We start from the raw sequence: 16,767 nt of genomic DNA, 5'->3' as shown, positions 1-16,767 counted from the left end.
TGCGGATTCCATATTTCGCACCGTTCGGTGCGCATGTCGTACGAACGTTCTTCCATATCGGTCCGGCACGGCGATGGACGCCGCACCGGCACCGTCGATTCAGCAAGGTCGAGGCCCGCCTGCGTTTTTTCGATTCGGAAGGCCGCTAGCGCGAAGCGAGCAGGCCCACGATCAGCCCGCCGACGGCCGCGAGCGCAATCGACTTCCACGGATTGTCGTGTACGAAATCGTCGGTGCCTTCCTTCGCTCGGGCGTACCGCACCGCAACAGCGTCCTGCGCGCCGGCGAGCACGGCACGCGCGCGCCTCGGCACCGGCCGCGCCGGATGAAACTCGCTGCCCTGCCCTTCGGCCGACGCAGACGCCGGCTGGGCCAGCACCGTCGGGCTGTCGCCGCCTTCGAGCACGCTGCCGTGCACGTGGTACGGCGCGTACTTCGCGGGTTTGTGCGCCGCGCCGGGCGCGAGCGGCATGACGTTCGTGGCCTGCGCCTGCGCCATGCCCGGCGCGAGCGCCGCGTCCATGGCGCTGGCTACCGCGCGGCGTGCGAGCGCCGGCTCGGCGGATGGCATCGAAGGGATAGGAGATGCGTTCCCGTTTGCATTGTCCACGGCTTTTCTCCGGTTGACTGCATCCATCGCGCTGCAAAAAACACCGTTCGCGATCCGATGATGCAAGAGTCGCACCGAATGCGCGCCCCGGCAACCCGAGCGCGCGGCGGTCGTCGAACGTCACGCCACGCATCCGCCGCATGGCAATTTTTTTCACATAACGGTGAGAATTGCTCGTTTGTCGCGGTATCCGTGCGGGCCTTACGATTCGTGGCGTAGAGCGAAGCCGGGCGTGTGTTCCGGACGAAGCGGCGCAGCACGAGCCGCAACGCCAGCGCTGCATCTTTCGTTTCACGCCGGGCCGAAACGTCGGCGGCCCGCGCGCCGCTACGATGGCTTCGCTTTCGACTCCTTTTGCGAAGCCCGCCATGAATCCCGTCAATCTCGCTCAACTGTTCATCCTCGCCGCGCTGTGGGGCGGCTCGTTCCTCTTCATCCGCGTCGGCGTCGCCGATCTCGGCGTCGCGCCGCTGATGGCGTTGCGCGTCGGCATCGGCGCGGCGTTTTTGCTGCTGATGCTGGTATTGCGCGGCACGGTGCGGCAGGCGCTCTCGACGATGCGCGAGCGCGCCTGGCCGCTTCTGGTCGTCGGCATCCTGAATTCGGCCGCGCCTTTTTGCCTGTTCGCCTATGCCGAGCTGACGCTGTCGGCGGGCGTCACGTCCGTCATCAACGCGACGACGCCGCTCTGGGGCGCGCTCGTCGCCTTCTTCTGGCTCGACGACCGGCTGACGCGCATGCGCGTCGCGGGTCTCGCGATCGGCTTCGCGGGCGTGCTCGCGCTCGTGTGGGACCAGATGTTCGCGCACGATGCGAGCGCCGCCGCTTCGCCGCTCGCGACCGCGCTCGCGGCGCTCGCCGGACTGGCCGCGACGCTCTGCTACGGCATCGCCGCGAGCTACACGAAGAAGCATCTGATGGGCGTGGATTCGCTGACGGTCGCGGCCGGCACGATGAGCGCGGCAACCCTCGTGCTGCTGCCTTTCGCGCTCGTCTTCTGGCCGGCGGGCGCGGTGTCGCTCACGTCGTGGGGCGCGGTGCTCGGACTGGGCGTCGCGTGCACGGGCGTCGCCTACATGATGTTTTTCCATCTCATCGCGGTGGCCGGCCCCGCGCGCGCGATCACCGTCACCTTCGTGATTCCGATCTTCGGCATCCTGTGGGGCGCGCTGTTCCTGGCCGAGCGCGTGTCGCTGGGGATGGCGGCGGCGTGCGTCATCGTGCTCGCCGGCACCGCGCTCGCGACGGGCGTCGTGAAACGCCTGCCGCTGACGGGCGCGCGCCGCGCCAAGGCGTGAGCCCGCCGCGCTTCAGTGCATCAGTGCCAATGACGCGACAGCGGCCCATCCTCCCCCGCAACGGGATCGCAGCGCGGAAACGGCAGCGCTTCCATCGCGACGCGCTCGGCCTCGCTGATCGCTTCGCGCCGGATATCCCATTGCTGGCCTGGCGGATACGCGCCGACCACCTGAAAGCGCCGGCCCGCTGCTAGGAGGCAATGGCCGGTGCCGGCCGGCAGAACGAGCGCGTCGCCGGCGCTGACCGCGATCACGCGCCCATGCGGGCCGCCGAGGATCAGTTCGGCGTCGCCCGACGCGATGCCGAGCGCCTCGTGCGCGGTCGAATGAAAATGGTGATAGTCGAACACGCCGTCGCGCCATTGCGGCGGCCAGCCGTTTTGCTCGAACAGCGCTTCGAAACGGGCGAGGCCTTCGGCGGCGCGGGCATCGATCGCGCCGCGCCATACGAGCACCGGCAAGCGCGAATTGTTCGGCACCCAGCCGTTCGGCGGCAGCATGAAATGCTCGCAGCGCGCATGCTGCGACAGCACGCTCAGGGTGTGTTCAGCCATAGTGCACGTTCTCCGGAAAAGCCGAAGAACGTGCAGCAACCGATGTTCCAGCGCGCGGCTAGCGGCCGTGCCAGCGGCCGCCTCCGCTGCTGAAGCCGACGCCGAGCGACACCGACGGCGCCGCGTAATACCCCGGCGCGTACCCATAGCCGTAGGCGGGCGCGTAGCCGTAGACGGGCGCAGGCGCGGGTGCATACCCGTAAGGCGGCGCATAGACGCAGCCGCCGAGGCCGGCCGCCAGCGCGAGCGCGGCGGATACGCCCAACGAGCGCCTGAGGCGCGCCCCGCTTCGAGTTCGAGATGAAGTTGTCATGATGTGTCCCGCTCCCGGATAGTCCTGTGATTACCAGTGGCGATAACCGTAATACCCGCCGCGATGCGCGTAATAGTCGCGGCGTCCCCAATAGCGATAGCCATCCCAGTAACGATCGCCGTGCCACCCGATGACGATGGCCGGCGCGGGCGCGACCATGACCGGCGCAGGCTGATACACGACGGGCGGGGGCGGCGGCGGCGCCATATATACAGGTGCGGGCGCGACGTAGACAGGCGGCGCGGCATAAACAGGCGCGACCGGAATCCCGAGATTGATGCCGACGTTCACGCCCGCCGTCGCGGCTTCGCAGGCGAGCCCCGCGGACAGTGCGATTCCTACCCCGATCAAGCCCTTGGCGTTCATTTCTTCCTCTTCTTAGAGGGCCGCCACGAAGACCGCGATGCGATCCTGAATTCATATGCGACCATGAATCCATGTTAGCCGCGCGGGTCGCGCGTTGCGTTACAAGGCCTGTAACAGATGTGAGTGCTGAAACGAGGCGTCAAGAACCGTCACAGCCCGCGCGGGTTGCGCGCGGTTGCGCCGCCGTGGGATAGTTCCGGCTTCCTCGAACGGACGGCGGGACGATGGATTTACTGCGGAGCATGAAGATTTTTGCGCGCGTGGCCGAAGCGGCGAGTTTTACCGCGGCAGCGCAGCAAATGGACATCACCACGGCGCAGGCGTCGCGCGCCGTCACCGAACTCGAATCGCACCTGCGCACGCGGCTTCTCAATCGCACGACGCGCCGCGTGGCGCTCACCGACGCCGGCAACCGCTACCTCGCCCGCTGCAAGGAAGTGCTCGAACTCGTCGATCTCTCCGAAGCCGAAGCGAGCAACGCGCAGCGCTCGCCGAGCGGCACGCTGCGCATGCACGCGCCCATCACGTTCGGCCAGCACTATGTCGTGCCCGCGCTCACGCGCTATCTGGAAGCGCATCCGCAAGTGCGCGTCGAACTGACGCTGTCGCAGAACGTGCCCGACATGCTCGACGAAGGCTTCGACGTCTTCCTGCAAGTCACCACGTCCACCCTGCCCGACTCCGCGCTCGTCTCCACGAAAATCTGCTCGATGCCGAGCGTGCTGTGCGCCTCGCCCGCGTATCTGGCGCGCGCGGGCGTCCCGGCGGACATCGGCGACCTGCCGAACTTCGCGTGCCTGCAACTGGTGACGACCTTCTTTCCCATCGACCGATGGACCTTCGAAGGCCCGCGCGGACAGGTCGAACTCGAACTGAACCCCGGCCGGCTGCGCGTCAATTCCGCCGATGCGCTCGCCGCCGCGCTCGCGGACGGTCTCGGCATCGCGCCCTTGCCGATGCTCGCGGCGCTGCCGTGGCTGCAAAGCGGCGCGCTCGTGCGTGTGCTGCCCGACTGGGAACTGCAGAGCATGACCGTCTACGCCATGTACGCGTCGCGCCAGTATCTCGATGCGAAGATCCGGACGTGGGTGGCGTTTCTGCGCGAATTCGTCGAAGGCACGCTCGCGAACGAACTCGCCTGAGCAATACGGAAACATCGCATCCCTAAGACAAATCACGGGTTCGGAGGGCACGCACACCGGCTTAAACGCGTAGTTGCAAGCATGGTTCGGAACACTAAACTGCTTGATGGTGGGCTCGCATCGCGTCACGACGATGCAGCGCAACAGAAAGGAGTCGTCCGACATGAACGAGACTCTGCGTGCAAGCATCGCGTGCCCCGCGCTTCGGCTCTGCGCCGCCGTCTTCATCGCGGCGGCGTTCGCGCAGGCACACGCGGAGCCCACGGGCGCGCGCGTCGTCGCCGGTTCCGGCTCGGTGACGTCCGCGGGCGCGAACACGACCATCCAGCAAAACAGCAGCCGTCTTTCGATCGACTGGCGCTCGTTCGGCACGCGCCCCGGCGAATCCATCACGTTCAATCAGCCGGGCGCGAACGCGATCGCGCTCAACCGCGTCACCGGGCCGCGCCCGTCGGCGCTCTTCGGGCGGCTCGATGCCAACGGCCAGGTGTTCATCGTCAATCCGAACGGCGTGATCTTCGGGCCGGGCGCGCAGGTGAACGTGGGCGGGCTGCTCGCCTCTTCGCTCGATCTGTCGTCGAACGACTTCATGGCCGGCAATTACACCTTCGCGGGCGGGCGTCGCCACTGGCGGCGGCATGACGGCGACGGCGCGGCGGTCGTCAATCTCGGCACGATCCGCAGCGCGCCGGGCGGCTACGTCGCGCTGATCGGCGCGCGCGCCATCAACGCCGGCACGATCGATTCGCCCGGCGGCTTTGCCGCGCTCGCGGCGGGCGAGCGCATCGCCGTCACGCTCGGCGATCACAGCATGATCGGCCTGTCGGTGGAGCGCGGCGCGCTCGATGCGCTCGCCGCGAATCACGGTTTGATCGAAGCCGATGGCGGTCAGGCCTGGCTCGCCGCGAGCGCCGAAGACGCGCTCTTCGCCAATGTCGTGAACAACACGGGCGTCATCCGGGCGCGCAGCGCCGTGAACCAGAACGGCGTGATCCGGCTCGTCGCGGACAGCGGCGTGGTGCGCGCGGGCGGCACGCTCGACGCGTCCGCGCCCAATGGCGGCAACGGCGGCCTCATCGAAACGGCGGGCACGCAGGTGCGCGTCGCGCCCGATGCGCAGATCACGACGGCGGCGAGCACCGGACAAACCGGAACGTGGCGCATTGCGAGCGATTTCGTCGCGCTCGTCGGCGCGGACAATCGCTTCGGACAGCGCTTCGGCACGATTCAGAGCGCGACGCTCTCGCGCGTGCTCGAATCGACCAATGTGTCGATCAGCGCCGCCGCGCCGTCCGGCTTCGAGCCGTTCGGCTTCGTGCTGATCGACGGCCCCGTCGCCTGGCGCGGCGCGAACACGCTTTCGCTCGCGGCGCAAAGCGGCATTCGCGTCGATGCCGCCATCGGCGCGCCGCGCGGCACGCTTTCGATGACGACCGCAGGCGAAGCCACGCAGCGCGCGCCAATCGAAGCGGCGGGCGTCGCGCTGCAAGGCGGCGGCGCGTACACGCTGACGAATGCGGGCAACCGCATCGGCATGCTGGCCGCGAACGCCGGGGCGCTCACGCTCAGCGATGCCGCACCGCTCGTCGTCGGCAGCGTCGCGGGCCTGACGGGCGTGACCTCAAACGGCGCGGTGACGCTCGCCGCGCCGTCGCTCACGCTGGCCGCGCCGGTCACGAGCCGCGCGAGCGGCACGGCCATCACGCTCGCCGCCGCGAGCTTCGACAACCGCGCGGGCGCGGGCGCGCTCGCCGCGCCCAACGGCCGCTGGCTCGTCTACACCGATTCGCCGGACAGCGCCGCGTTCGGCGGCCTGCAAAGCGGCAACCTCGCACTCTGGGGCGATACCTACACGGGCAGCGCCGATGCGCGCGCCGCTGCGTCGCCGGGCAACCGGTTTGCGTTCGGCACGGTGCAGCAGGTGACGCTGACGGCGGTGAACATCGACGTGCCCTTCGACACGCCGCGCACGCTCGGCCCGAACGACGTCGCCATCGCGCTGCGCTACGACGGCACGAACTACGGCAACGCGTTCGCGGACAGCCCGCGCGTCCACGAGCCTTTCGTGTTCACGGTGACGAGCACGGGCGCGACGCCCGGCGCGGCCAGCGGCGAATACGCGATCACGGTCACGGCGACGGGCGGGCCCACGGGCTACCGGATCACGACGCAGGGCGGCACCCTGCGCATCGCGGGAGCGCCCATTCCGCCGCCGCCCGTGCAACCCGTGCTCCCGGCAACGCCTCAGACGCCCGAAACGCCTGCAACACCCACCACCCCCGGCTCGACCATCACGACAGCCGCGACCATTCCCGGCATCCTCGATTCGGTACGCACCGACGCCGCGAACCCCGTGCCGCTCTCCAATGCGACACCGGGACTTCAGCCGGAATCGGCGCCGCTCGTGCAACAGCGCACCAGTTCGTCGAGCGACGGCAGCCGCCTGCCGGACGACGCATGGCCCGGTCTCGTATGCCGCATGTGAGCGCGCGGCGCGTGCGACGCTCACTTCCCCCGCGACACGGCCGCGCGGCGTCGCGCCGGCTCGCCGTGCTGTTCGCGGCGCTGGTGGCGGCCGCCGCGCGCGACCCGCGCGATGCGCGGGCGCAGGCGCTGCCAAACGCGGGCAGCATCCTGCGCGAACAGCAGCAGCAATCGCCCGCCCCGCCGCCGCCGTCCGACCTTCGCCTGAACGTGACGCCCGCGCCGGAGCCCGCGCCCGCCTCGCCCGCGCCGGGCGGCATCCGCTTCGAGGTGAAGGGCTTCGACTTCACGGGCAACACGCTCTTTTCTGCCGCGGAACTCATGGATGTGGTGCGCCCCGCCGTCGGACCGGACCGTTCGCTCGACGATCTCGAAGCCGCCGCCGACCGCGTGAGCGCGTATTACCGCCGCCACGGCTATCTGGTCGCGCGGGCGTACGTGCCGCCGCAGCAGATCGACCACGGCATCGTGCGCATTGCGGTGAGCGAGGGGCGCTACGGGCGCATCGATATCGACAACCGGTCGCGCACGCGCGATGCCGTCATCGCGCGCTTTTTCGGCGCGCTCAAACCCGGCGATGTCATCGACGAGCACGCGCTCACCCGCGCGACGCTGCTCGCCCAGGACGCGGCCGGCACGACCGGCGCGAACGCGACCATCGCGCCGGGCGTGCTGCCGGGCACATCGGACATGACGCTTCGGGTGCCGGCGGCGCGGCCCCTGTCGGGCAGCGTGCAGGCCGACAACTACGGCCAGACGACGACCGGCACGGCGCGTCTCATCGGCGCGCTGCAATGGAACAATCCGCTCGGCCTGGGCGATCAACTGGGGGCGCGGCTGCTCGGCTCGATCACCGGGCAGTTCTACGGCAACATCGGCTACACCGTGCCGGTGGGCGGCAGCGGGCTCGCGTGGGGCGTCGCCTACACGCGCTCGACCTATTCCGTCGGCGGCCAGTTCGACGAGCTCGACGCCTACGGCAGCGCCAACGTGTTCTCGACGTTTTTCAGCTACCCGCTCTTGCGCTCGCCATCGGCGAACGTGTTCACGACGCTCGGCTACGACCACAAGCTGTTGTCGGATCACATCGGCGCGTTCGATTCCGTCAGCGACAAGACGAGCGACGTCGGACGGCTCGGCTTGTCGGGCAATCTCACGCTGGAAAAAAGCATCACGACGTTCGATACGAGCCTCCAGCAAGGCAACCTGCGCTTCAAGTCGCCGCAGCCCGAACAGCTCGCGTCGCAGATCGCGGGCGCGTTCACGAAGTTCGTGCTCACGCTCACGCATACGCAGGTGATCGGGGCGCAGACCAACGGCACGCAGCTCTATTTCGCGCTGACGGCGCAGGCGAGCTCGCACAATCTCGATTCGTCCGAGCAGATCTCGCTCGGCGGGCCGTACGCGGTGCGAGCCTACGCCACCGGCGACGCGCCGGTCGACGAAGCGTATATCGCGACCTTCGAAGTGCGGCAGACGCTGCGGCAATCGCTCGTGCCGGTGCTCGTCACGCTGTCCGGTTTCATCGATACCGCCGACGGGAAAATCGTCGCGCATCCGGTCGTGCCGGGCACGAATCACGTCCGGCTGTCGGGCATCGGCGTGGGCGCGACCTTCGCCGCGCCGCACGACTTTCTGCTCTCGATGGCCTACGCCCATACCCTCGGCTACGTGCCGCCGACCTCCGGCGCGGGCCACGCGAACCGCTTCTGGGTCGCGCTCACGAAGTCCTTCTGAGTCCCGAACATGATGCGCGCCCGATATCTTCTTCTGCTCCTCTTCCTCAGCCTGGCCGCGCATGCCGCGCACGCCGAAAACGTCGCGACGATCACGGCGCTCGTCGGCAATGTCGCGATCCAGTCCGCGAGCGGCGGGCAGCGCGTGGCGGCCGTGGGCGGCGGCATCGACAACGGCGACACCGTGCAGACCGGCGTCGGCTCCGAAATCGTGATGATCTTCACCGACAAGCAGCGCGTGTATCTCAAGCCGGGCTCGGTGTTTCGCGTCGACGACTTCCACTACGCGGCGGGCGCGCCGCAGGAGGACCGCAGTTTTCTGTCGCTCGTGAAGGGCGGGCTGCGCGCGGTGGACGGGCTCGTCGCGAAGGAAGGCAAACCGGAGAACTATCGCGTGAAGACGCCGACTTCCACGATCGGCATACGCGGCACCGAATATTCCGTGACCGACTGCGCGAATCTCGAGCCCGGCGCCAACGCGGATTGCAAGGGCGATCAGATCGTCGTCTACGACGGGCAGATCGTCGTGATCAATCAGGTGGACCGGCAGATCGTGCGCGCGGGCGAAGGCGCGATCGTCGTCAGCGCGCGGCTGCCGTTCGGCGTACTGCCCGCGTCGCGCGTGACGCCGGTGGTGCCGTCGGCGGCGTGCCGCTAGCGGGAGCCGCCGTGAGCACGCGCGAGCCCTTCGCGTTCGCGCTCAAGCGCGCCGGACTGCGCTGGGCGCTGGGACTCGCGCTCGTCGCCGCGCTCGCCGGGCACGCGCTCGGCCGTTACGACATCCGTTTCGCCGATACGCTCGACGCGCTGATCTACGACGCGAAGGTGCGCCTCTTCATGCCGCGCACGGCCGACACACGCATCGCGATACTCGACATCGACGAGAAAAGCCTCGCGGAACTCGGCCGCTGGCCGTGGAATCGCGCGCGCATGGCGGAACTGATCGATGCGCTCTTCACGCGCGAGCATGTGGCCGTGCTCGGCTTCGACATGGTGTTCGCGGAACCCGACGCCAGCTCGGGCCTCGCCGTGCTCGACGATCTCGCGCGCGGCCCGCTCGCCGGCGACGATGCCTACCGCCGCGCGCTCGATGCGCTTACGCCGCGCCTCGACTACGACCGGCGCTTCGCCGATGCGCTCGCGGGCCGCCCCGTCGTGCTCGGCTATTACTTTTCGAACGGAGAGGCGTCGAGCGGCGCGATCGGCGCGCCGCTTCTTTCGGACCGCGCGTTCGGCACGCATCCGTTCACGCTCTTCGACTGGACCAGTTACGGCGGCAACCTGCCCGCGCTGCAAAAGGCGGCGCGACGCGCGGGCTACTTCAATCCGGTGATCGATTTCGACGGTTCCGTGCGCCGCGTGCCGCTCGTCACGGCCTACCGCGACGGCATATACGGCGCGCTCTCGCTCGAAGTGATCCGCGCGCTCTTCGGCGACGCCGCCGTCACCCCGCTTTTCGACGATCCCGCCGACCCGGCCGCCCCGCTTTCCGGCCTCGCGCTGACGACGCCGCGCGGCACGCGCACGATTCCCGTCGATGAAAACGGCGCGGCGCTCGTGCCGTATCGCGGGCCGGCGGGGAGCTTCCCGTACTACTCCGTCGCCGATGTGCTCGCCGCGCGCATTCCGGCCGGCGCGCTCGCGGGCAAGATCGCGCTTCTCGGCACCACGGCGCCCGGCCTGATGGATCAGCGCACGACGCCCGCCGGCGAGGTGTATCCCGGCGTCGAAGTGAACGCGAACCTGATCGGCGGCATGCTCGATGGCGCGATCCGCTTCCGGCCGCCGTTCGCGTCGGCGTTGCAGGCGCTCGCGCTCGCCGCCGCCGGCCTCGCGATGATTATCCTCTGGCCGTGGCACATGCCCGCCCGCGCGACGCTCGGCACCGTGCTCCTGCTCGCGGCGATCGTCGCGGCCGATCTTTACGCATTCGCGCGGCTCGGCTGGTCGATTCCGATGGCGCCGCTGCTGCTCGCCGTGCTCGCGCTCTATGTGCTCAACATGTCCTACGGCTATTTCGTCGAGGCGCGCGCGAAACGCCATTTCGCCGCGCTCTTCGGGCAATACGTGCCGCCGGAACTCGTCGAGGAAATGAGCCGCAGCCCGGAGGACTACAGCATGACGGGCCGCCGCGCCGAGCTCACCGTGCTGTTCTGCGACGTGCTCGGCTTCACCGCCATCGCCGAGACACTGGAACCGGAAGCGCTCGCGCGCCTGATGAACGAGTATCTCGGCACGATGACCGAGGTGATCCGCGCGCATCGCGGCACGCTCGACAAGTACATCGGCGATGCGATCATGGGCTTCTGGGGCGCGCCCGTCGACGATCCGGATCACGCGCGCCATGCCGTCGCGGCGGCGCTCGGCATGCGCGCGGCGCTCGTCGATCTGAACCGCACGCTCACGGCGCGCGGCTGGCCGACCTTGTGGATCGGCATCGGCATCAATACGGGGCCGATGACGGTCGGCGACATGGGATCGTCCGTGCGCAAGGCGTACACCGTGATGGGCGATGCGGTGAACGTCGCGGCGCGGCTCGAAGGACTGACGCGGCGCTTCGATATCGACATCATCGTCGGCGAGGCGACGCGCGAGCAGGCGCCGGAATTCGTGTTCCGCGAGATCGACCGCGTGCGGGTAAAAGGCCGCGTCGCGCCGATCGCGGTGTTCGAGCCGCAGCCGCCGCACGAACACGCCGACGCGCTCGCGCGCTGGCACGCGGCGCTCGCGCACTACCGCGCGCGCGAGTGGAGTGAGGCCGAAACGCTACTCGCGACGCTCGCGGCGCAGTATCCTGAGCGGCAGGTGTATGCGCTGTACCGGAAGCGTATCGATGCGCTGCGCGGCGTCGAGCTGCCCGAAGACTGGGACTGCGTGAGCGCGTTCGATGTCAAATGAGATCCAGCATGAACGTTCGGGTACTCGGCTGTAGCGGCGCGATCGGCGGCGGGCCGGACACGGCGGGCGATCCGGGCGATCCGGTCGGCACGACCGCGCTGCTCGTCGACGACGACATGCTCATCGATGCGGGCACGGGCGTCGCCGTGCTCGGCGACGAGGCGCTCGCGCGCATCGATCACGTATTCATCACGCATTCGCATCTCGATCACATCGCGTATCTGCCGCTGATGATCGATGCAGTCGGCGATGCGCGCGCCGCGCCGCTGACGGTTCACGCGAGCCGCGCGACGCTCGATATCCTGCAGGCGCATATCTTCAACAATCTCATCTGGCCGGACTTCACGCGCATTCCGTCGCCCGAGGCGCCGGGCGTGCGGTTCGAGCCTTTGGAAACCGGCGAGCGCGCGGTGCTGGGCGGGCGCATCGTGACCGCGCTGCCCGCGCGTCATGCGGTGCCGGCGGCCGGGTTCGCCGTGTCCAGCCACACTGCATCGCTCGCGTTCAGCGGTGACACCACGACGAACCCGGATTTCTGGTCGGCCGCCGCCGCGCTGCCGGGCTTGCGCTATGTGATCGTCGAGACGGCTTTTCCCGATGCGCAGATCGCGACGGCGCATGCGGCGCATCATTATTGTCCGCGGCTCATCGCGGAAGATTTGCGCGGGATCGGGCTGAAGGCGGACCTGCTGATTTCGCATCTGAAACCGCCGCACGGCGCGCAGATCCTCACGGAACTGCGCGCCGCGTTGCCGGGGGTTGCGTTGCGGGCGTTGCGGGCCGGCGAGGTGTTGAGCGTGTGATTGTCGGGATTCGCTTTAGCTCTGAAGTCTGTTCGGTTGTCGCTGAATCTTGGCGGTTGAGCCGATGCTGTGAAGGCGAGAGTCGGCAGGGGGTCGCTAGAACGGCGATAACGTGGAGGGGCGGGGAATGACCGACGCGAAGCAGGAGTCGTGTGGCCGGTCCCGGCCATCAAGCGTCGTTCGCCAGCGCTGAGACGGTGTCATTCACACGACCGCTAGGCTCTGATACCCGCCCTTAACCTCCAGCGGCAAGACTCGCAGCAGCGAAGCACTTGAGCGGCGCGGCAGTCCCGTAACGCGCTATGAGCCAAAGATCAGGCAAAGAGCGGTATGTTGCTGATATCGTACAACTTTGTTATTCAACAACGCGACGTTATACGAGACTCAGTCAACGGTTAAGACTGCATCGCAATGGGAACGTCGACAACGAGAAGACCTCTCTAATGGATATCGACAATCCAGCAACACCCGAGTTTGCTTCCTGGATGAGCTACAACCGTTTCGCACAGAGTGTCCGGCACAAACGACGCTATGTGTGGGACGACCACGTCAAGGCGTTCATTGCAACGGTTTTGGCAACGCTGAGGGAGCGAGATCGCATACTTCCGAACGGAATGTTGTTGCTTCGGGCGCAGCGCGGAATTGACTACTGCACCTTAAGCAACGACGAAGCTGAGCAGCCGACCGGTTACAAAGCCGAGCGGATGAAACCGCGCCCCAATCAAGCGACAGAAGGCCGCGCCAACGCGGCTGGTGTCTCTGTACTCTATCTCGGCACGACGGTGCAGACGGTCATTTCAGAAGTGCGACCCTGGGTGGGCTCGGACATTTCCGTCGCACAGTTCAAATTAAATCGGGAATTGCGTGCGCTCGATCTTTCATGCGGCCATGGTCAGTCCTCCGCTATGTCCATTCTCGGCCAACTTCTGAATGAAACTCGATTGTCAATCGAGGACAAGGAAAAAGCTGTATGGATCGATATCGACAACGCATTCTCAACGCCGGTTACAAAGTCCGACGATACCGCAGACTACGCGCCTACACAGATACTGGCCGAGGTCTTCGCGGGCGAAGGATACAACGCCATTATCTACAAAAGCCAGTTCGGCGAAAAAGGCTACAACATCGTACTTTTCAACCCGGACGATGCCGACATAGTCAACTGCGCGCCATATTCTGTCACTGGCTTCGAGGTCTCATTCGCGCAAACGGGAAATGCGTGGTATTCGCCGGAGTGCTTTCCGAAGCAGGAAAAATAGAAAGGTTGAGTAATGACCGTATCCATTCGATGCTTGTCCTTAGATCTCCAATGGCGCGCCCGGCGGCAGTGGGTCGAGAGACGCCCTTCACGCGACTTCTAACGTCGGCATCCTGGGCAGAAGGTTCAAAGTTATCCGAACCGTCGATTCCGAGTTGACTGAACAGCGCGTCCCCCCCTCGCCCGCTTCACCGTCACTGCGATTCAGACTTATGCGAATCTCGACACTGACTCAACGCGATACCCCCACCGCCCGCTGCTCGATCGACCGCACGTTGTCTCTCACCGCCGCAACAGCCGGAGCCGCAGCGGGCAACAACGTACCGCGCACGATCGCCCGCACCGTTCCAACGATCAGCATGCCGATCACCACGTTGGCCACGACGAAGGCGACCGGCGCGATCCACGCCATCGGTCCCGTCGCGCCGCGTTCGAGCATGCGGATCGCCATCGTCGGCAAGGCGGCTGCGCCGAAGCTGACGGCCCAATACGACGGCGTGAACGCATGCTGACGGATCCACGGCACGAGGCGCGCAAGCATCATCGCCTGATAGAGCCCGTAGCCGAGCAGCATGTACGCAAACGTGTCCGGCGCGCCGTGCGTGATCGCGAGATACGTCACGCCTCCCACGACCGGCGGCGCAAGCTGGATGCCGAGGCTCGGGCGCAGCGCATCGGGAAGCGGGTCGTGCACGGCGGCGCGATGCAGCACGACCGATTCGATCGCGAGCCACGAGAAAACGCCCGCGCCGAAGAAGAACATGCCGACTTGCGTGAAGCCCAGTCCCGCTGCCGCCGTTCCCGCGACGAAGCTCGACGCGACCGTCGGCAGATAGATGGCGGGCGTGGTCTGTTCGGGCTTGCGGCCGCCTTGCCAGAAACGTCCGTGGAGATAGGCGCCGAGCGCGAGCGCAGCCGCCGCGCCCATCGCGAAGAGTGCAATGGCGAGTTCGCGCGAGTACGGCTGCACGGCTTGCGCGGCCAGCATCGTCGAAACCGGGGCGAGCGCCGCGAACGACGACTGCACCGGATGACGCATTTCCTCGATGGCGGCGTCCCGTTCGACGAGCCACTTGCGTCCGTAAGCCACGGACACCGCGAGCCACACGACGAGCGCGGCCGCGGTCAGCAGCGTGGGCGCGGCGGCGGGCATCGACCATACATGGGCCGCCGCGCGCCATGCGCCCGCGAGCGCGAGCGAACCCACAGCGATGCCGAAGAACGCCACCGGCATCGGCGCGCGATTGTTCGTACCATTATTGCTGTTCATTGCCCTTCTCCTTGGATGTCCGTCGAAAGCGTCATGCTCTCGGTGCGTCGTTGGAGAAAGATTAGCGGCGGCGGCCTCGCATGCGAATGTCGCAACGTCTCGTTCGGCTGCTCGCGCGTCTCATGTCATTCGCCGCCGCGCAGCTTCACGGCGATGTCGTGCCAGTCGCTCACCGCGCGCTTCAGTTCGCGGCCGAGTTTCGGGTCGAGCGCATCGAGACGCGCCCACAAAGCCGCAAGCGTTTTTTCGCGCGCCTCGTACACGGCCGCGGCAGCGAGTTTGCTCGCGCCCGACAGACGCGCTTCGGCATCGGCGCACGCCATGTACAGGTGCGCGACATGCGGATCGGCCAGTTCGACGGGACGCAGATGAACAGCGGTAAAGCGTGACTTCATGGCGAATTCCCCGGTCTCTTTTGTAGTTGTCGATGCGCGGGTCAGTATGACGGCGCTTCAAACGCGCTGACAAGGCGATTCGCACGCGATACGTGGACTTCCGAGCGCACGGCGCTTTCGCTTTCGCTTGCGCGCCGGGCGAAGCGGTAACATCGGCTCATGAACCGTTCGGGTCCGCACTCCTCTTCCACGCCTGCGCAGGACGCATCCGTCAAGCGCCGCGGCCTGCTGCGCGGCGTCTTCGCGCTGCGCCATTCATGGGCGGGCCTCGTCGCGACGTGGCGCGAGGAAAGCGCGTTTCGTCAGGAAGTCTGCGTCGCGGCGGTGCTGCTGCCCATCGCAGCACTCGTGCAGGTGAGCGCGGCGGAACGCGTCATGCTCGCCGCGTCGGTGCTGCTGGTGCTGCTTATCGAGCTGATCAATTCGAGCATCGAGGCGGCCATCGACCGCATCTCGCTCGAACGTCACGAACTCTCCGCGCGCGCGAAGGATTGCGGCAGCGCGGCAGTAACGATCGCGCTCGTGATCGCGGCGATGACGTGGGCCGTGATCTGCGGCCCGCTCGCCTGGCACTGGCTTCGGATGCAACTCTAGAAGCGCGCGTCGCGACTACTTCGAAACGAACGCATCGACGTGCCGGGCCAGTTCGACCGGATACTGGAACATGAGCGCATGGCCCGCGTCGGCGACCACATCGAGCGTCGCGCGCGGAATGATCTGTTCGAGACGGCGCGCGTTGGCATCGGCGAGCACCTCGTCGTTCGCGCCCGCCACGATCAGCGTGCGCACCGGCGAGCGCCGCAAGGCATCGGCGGCGGCGGAATCGGCGAACCAGCGCGTCATCGCCGCGTTCTGCTGCGCGGCCACTGCATCCGGCACGGGGCGGCCCTTGTAGCCGTGCGGCGCGAACATATCGCCGACGAAGCATTGCGACGCCTCGCCCGCCACGTTCGCCGGAAACAGCACGCGCATGATCTGCGGAAACGCGTCCTTGCCCGAGCCCGACAACACCGCCAGCACATCCGGCGAAGTCGGCACGGCCTGCGGCCCCGGCGGCGCGGTGGCGATCAGCGTGAGCGATTCGACTTTCTCCGGCGCATCGAGCGCGAGCTGCTGCGCGATCATGCCGCCCATCGACCAGCCGAGCACATCGACGCGCGACAGCTTCAGGCCCGCGATGACATCGGCGGCGTCGGCAGCCATGTCGCTAATGCCGTAATCAGGGCCGAAGCGCCCTTCGATCGCGGCCGTGCGCCCGATGCCGCGATTGTCGAACACGATGACGTCGTGATGCTTCGCGAGCTCGCCGAGAAAGTACGCGTTCCACTCGCCGAGCGTCGCGCGATAGCCGGTGATGAGCAAAAGCGGCGTGCCGCGCCCGAAGCGCGCGTAGCCGATCGGCCCGTTCCTGCCCTGCACGGTCTTCACGCGCAAGGCGGGGTTCGCGTCGGGCCGCGCGGCCTGCAGGCCGCAAAGCTGATTCGGGCCGAAGGAGACATCGTCGGCGTGCGCTGGCATCGACAGCGCGGCGGCGGTCAGCAACGACACGAGGAATTTCATCCGGCGCTCCAAGCGGGTTCGATGATGAACAAAAAAAGCGGCGCGCGCCGCAACCGCGAGGAATAATAGGCGGCGGATTT

The 16,767-nt window shown here is 67.4% G+C and carries 16 protein-coding genes; 9 read left to right on the top strand and 7 right to left on the bottom strand.

The window, feature by feature from the left end; all coding sequences use genetic code 11:
- Window positions 1–145 precede the first annotated feature (145 nt).
- Window positions 146–610, bottom strand: coding sequence for an ElaB/YgaM/YqjD family protein (locus AWB70_RS25055; protein ID WP_041730417.1), 465 nt, complete (start codon window positions 608–610; stop codon window positions 146–148).
- A gap of 368 nt (window positions 611–978) precedes the next feature.
- Here AWB70_RS25055 and AWB70_RS25050 point away from each other — a divergent pair, with 368 nt between their 5' ends.
- Window positions 979–1,908 carry a DMT family transporter gene (locus AWB70_RS25050; protein WP_087086339.1) on the top strand — a complete coding sequence of 310 codons (930 nt, stop codon included), beginning with the start codon at window positions 979–981 and terminating at the stop codon, window positions 1,906–1,908.
- A gap of 20 nt (window positions 1,909–1,928) precedes the next feature.
- Here the strand turns inward: AWB70_RS25050 and AWB70_RS25045 are convergent, their stop codons facing one another.
- Genes AWB70_RS25045 through AWB70_RS25035 form a run of 3 tightly spaced genes read right to left on the bottom strand, consistent with a single transcriptional unit; the run spans window position 1,929 to window position 3,141 of the window.
- Window positions 1,929–2,462 (bottom strand): cupin, encoded by a 534-nt coding sequence (locus tag AWB70_RS25045; RefSeq protein ID WP_014191483.1) that lies wholly within the window; start codon window positions 2,460–2,462, stop codon window positions 1,929–1,931.
- Between the two features lie 58 nt (window positions 2,463–2,520).
- Window positions 2,521–2,775, bottom strand: coding sequence for a hypothetical protein (locus AWB70_RS25040; protein ID WP_075644218.1), 255 nt, complete (start codon window positions 2,773–2,775; stop codon window positions 2,521–2,523).
- Window positions 2,776–2,805: 30 nt separating this feature from the next.
- Window positions 2,806–3,141, bottom strand: a complete 336-nt coding sequence (locus tag AWB70_RS25035; protein WP_053568242.1) for a hypothetical protein — start codon at window positions 3,139–3,141, stop codon at window positions 2,806–2,808.
- Window positions 3,142–3,365: 224 nt separating this feature from the next.
- On the opposite strand from AWB70_RS25035, the gene AWB70_RS25030 reads away from it, so the two are divergent.
- The 7 genes from AWB70_RS25030 (at window position 3,366) to AWB70_RS25000 (ending at window position 13,463) form a co-directional block, all read left to right on the top strand.
- Window positions 3,366–4,283 carry a LysR family transcriptional regulator gene (locus tag AWB70_RS25030; protein WP_014191485.1) on the top strand — a complete coding sequence of 306 codons (918 nt, stop codon included), beginning with the start codon at window positions 3,366–3,368 and terminating at the stop codon, window positions 4,281–4,283.
- 163 nt (window positions 4,284–4,446) lie between these two features.
- Window positions 4,447–6,768: a two-partner secretion domain-containing protein gene (locus AWB70_RS39560; protein ID WP_268760524.1), complete on the top strand. Its 2,322-nt coding sequence runs from the start codon at window positions 4,447–4,449 to the stop codon at window positions 6,766–6,768.
- The gene (locus tag AWB70_RS25020; RefSeq protein WP_235024343.1) at window positions 6,741–8,504 is read left to right on the top strand and encodes a ShlB/FhaC/HecB family hemolysin secretion/activation protein; all 1,764 of its coding nucleotides are present in this window, start codon (window positions 6,741–6,743) and stop codon (window positions 8,502–8,504) included. The genes AWB70_RS39560 and AWB70_RS25020 overlap by 28 nt, the downstream gene beginning before the upstream one ends.
- A gap of 9 nt (window positions 8,505–8,513) precedes the next feature.
- A complete protein-coding gene (locus AWB70_RS25015; protein WP_053568244.1) occupies window positions 8,514–9,161 on the top strand; it encodes a FecR family protein in 648 nt (215 codons plus the stop codon).
- 11 nt (window positions 9,162–9,172) lie between these two features.
- Complete coding sequence (locus AWB70_RS25010; protein WP_053568245.1) at window positions 9,173–11,401, top strand: CHASE2 domain-containing protein; 2,229 nt, start codon at window positions 9,173–9,175, stop codon at window positions 11,399–11,401.
- An 8-nt stretch (window positions 11,402–11,409) separates the two neighbouring features.
- The gene (locus AWB70_RS25005) at window positions 11,410–12,204 is read left to right on the top strand and encodes a 3',5'-cyclic-nucleotide phosphodiesterase (RefSeq protein WP_053568246.1); all 795 of its coding nucleotides are present in this window, start codon (window positions 11,410–11,412) and stop codon (window positions 12,202–12,204) included.
- Window positions 12,205–12,647: 443 nt separating this feature from the next.
- Window positions 12,648–13,463 carry an RES family NAD+ phosphorylase gene (locus AWB70_RS25000; protein WP_053568247.1) on the top strand — a complete coding sequence of 272 codons (816 nt, stop codon included), beginning with the start codon at window positions 12,648–12,650 and terminating at the stop codon, window positions 13,461–13,463.
- A gap of 231 nt (window positions 13,464–13,694) precedes the next feature.
- Here the strand turns inward: AWB70_RS25000 and tehA are convergent, their stop codons facing one another.
- Both tehA and AWB70_RS24990 read right to left on the bottom strand, forming a co-directional pair.
- Window positions 13,695–14,732 (bottom strand): dicarboxylate transporter/tellurite-resistance protein TehA, encoded by a 1,038-nt coding sequence (tehA, locus tag AWB70_RS24995; protein WP_053568248.1) that lies wholly within the window; start codon window positions 14,730–14,732, stop codon window positions 13,695–13,697.
- Between the two features lie 125 nt (window positions 14,733–14,857).
- The gene (locus AWB70_RS24990) at window positions 14,858–15,127 is read right to left on the bottom strand and encodes a hypothetical protein (protein ID WP_041730426.1); all 270 of its coding nucleotides are present in this window, start codon (window positions 15,125–15,127) and stop codon (window positions 14,858–14,860) included.
- A gap of 159 nt (window positions 15,128–15,286) precedes the next feature.
- Here AWB70_RS24990 and AWB70_RS24985 point away from each other — a divergent pair, with 159 nt between their 5' ends.
- Window positions 15,287–15,721, top strand: a complete 435-nt coding sequence (locus tag AWB70_RS24985) for a diacylglycerol kinase (RefSeq protein ID WP_053568249.1) — start codon at window positions 15,287–15,289, stop codon at window positions 15,719–15,721.
- 15 nt (window positions 15,722–15,736) lie between these two features.
- Here the strand turns inward: AWB70_RS24985 and AWB70_RS24980 are convergent, their stop codons facing one another.
- A complete protein-coding gene (locus AWB70_RS24980) occupies window positions 15,737–16,687 on the bottom strand; it encodes an alpha/beta fold hydrolase (RefSeq protein WP_053568250.1) in 951 nt (316 codons plus the stop codon).
- Window positions 16,688–16,767 lie beyond the last annotated feature (80 nt).

The organism is Caballeronia cordobensis, from assembly GCF_001544575.2.
GTDB lineage: Bacteria > Pseudomonadota > Gammaproteobacteria > Burkholderiales > Burkholderiaceae > Caballeronia > Caballeronia cordobensis.
This window is presented reverse-complemented; position numbering and strand designations above follow the sequence as displayed.

Coding starts and splice junctions, on each gene's coding strand:
- AWB70_RS39560 (WP_268760524.1), top strand. CDS start 4,447: ATGAACGAGACTCTGCGTGCAAGCATCGCGTGCCCCGCGCTTCGGCTC.
- AWB70_RS25015 (WP_053568244.1), top strand. CDS start 8,514: ATGATGCGCGCCCGATATCTTCTTCTGCTCCTCTTCCTCAGCCTGGCC.
- AWB70_RS25040 (WP_075644218.1), bottom strand. CDS start 2,775: ATGACAACTTCATCTCGAACTCGAAGCGGGGCGCGCCTCAGGCGCTCG.
- AWB70_RS24985 (WP_053568249.1), top strand. CDS start 15,287: ATGAACCGTTCGGGTCCGCACTCCTCTTCCACGCCTGCGCAGGACGCA.
- AWB70_RS25035 (WP_053568242.1), bottom strand. CDS start 3,141: ATGAACGCCAAGGGCTTGATCGGGGTAGGAATCGCACTGTCCGCGGGG.
- AWB70_RS25030 (WP_014191485.1), top strand. CDS start 3,366: ATGGATTTACTGCGGAGCATGAAGATTTTTGCGCGCGTGGCCGAAGCG.
- AWB70_RS25045 (WP_014191483.1), bottom strand. CDS start 2,462: ATGGCTGAACACACCCTGAGCGTGCTGTCGCAGCATGCGCGCTGCGAG.
- AWB70_RS25000 (WP_053568247.1), top strand. CDS start 12,648: ATGGATATCGACAATCCAGCAACACCCGAGTTTGCTTCCTGGATGAGC.
- AWB70_RS25005 (WP_053568246.1), top strand. CDS start 11,410: ATGAACGTTCGGGTACTCGGCTGTAGCGGCGCGATCGGCGGCGGGCCG.
- AWB70_RS25020 (WP_235024343.1), top strand. CDS start 6,741: ATGGCCCGGTCTCGTATGCCGCATGTGAGCGCGCGGCGCGTGCGACGC.
- AWB70_RS24980 (WP_053568250.1), bottom strand. CDS start 16,687: ATGAAATTCCTCGTGTCGTTGCTGACCGCCGCCGCGCTGTCGATGCCA.
- tehA (WP_053568248.1), bottom strand. CDS start 14,732: ATGAACAGCAATAATGGTACGAACAATCGCGCGCCGATGCCGGTGGCG.
- AWB70_RS25050 (WP_087086339.1), top strand. CDS start 979: ATGAATCCCGTCAATCTCGCTCAACTGTTCATCCTCGCCGCGCTGTGG.
- AWB70_RS24990 (WP_041730426.1), bottom strand. CDS start 15,127: ATGAAGTCACGCTTTACCGCTGTTCATCTGCGTCCCGTCGAACTGGCC.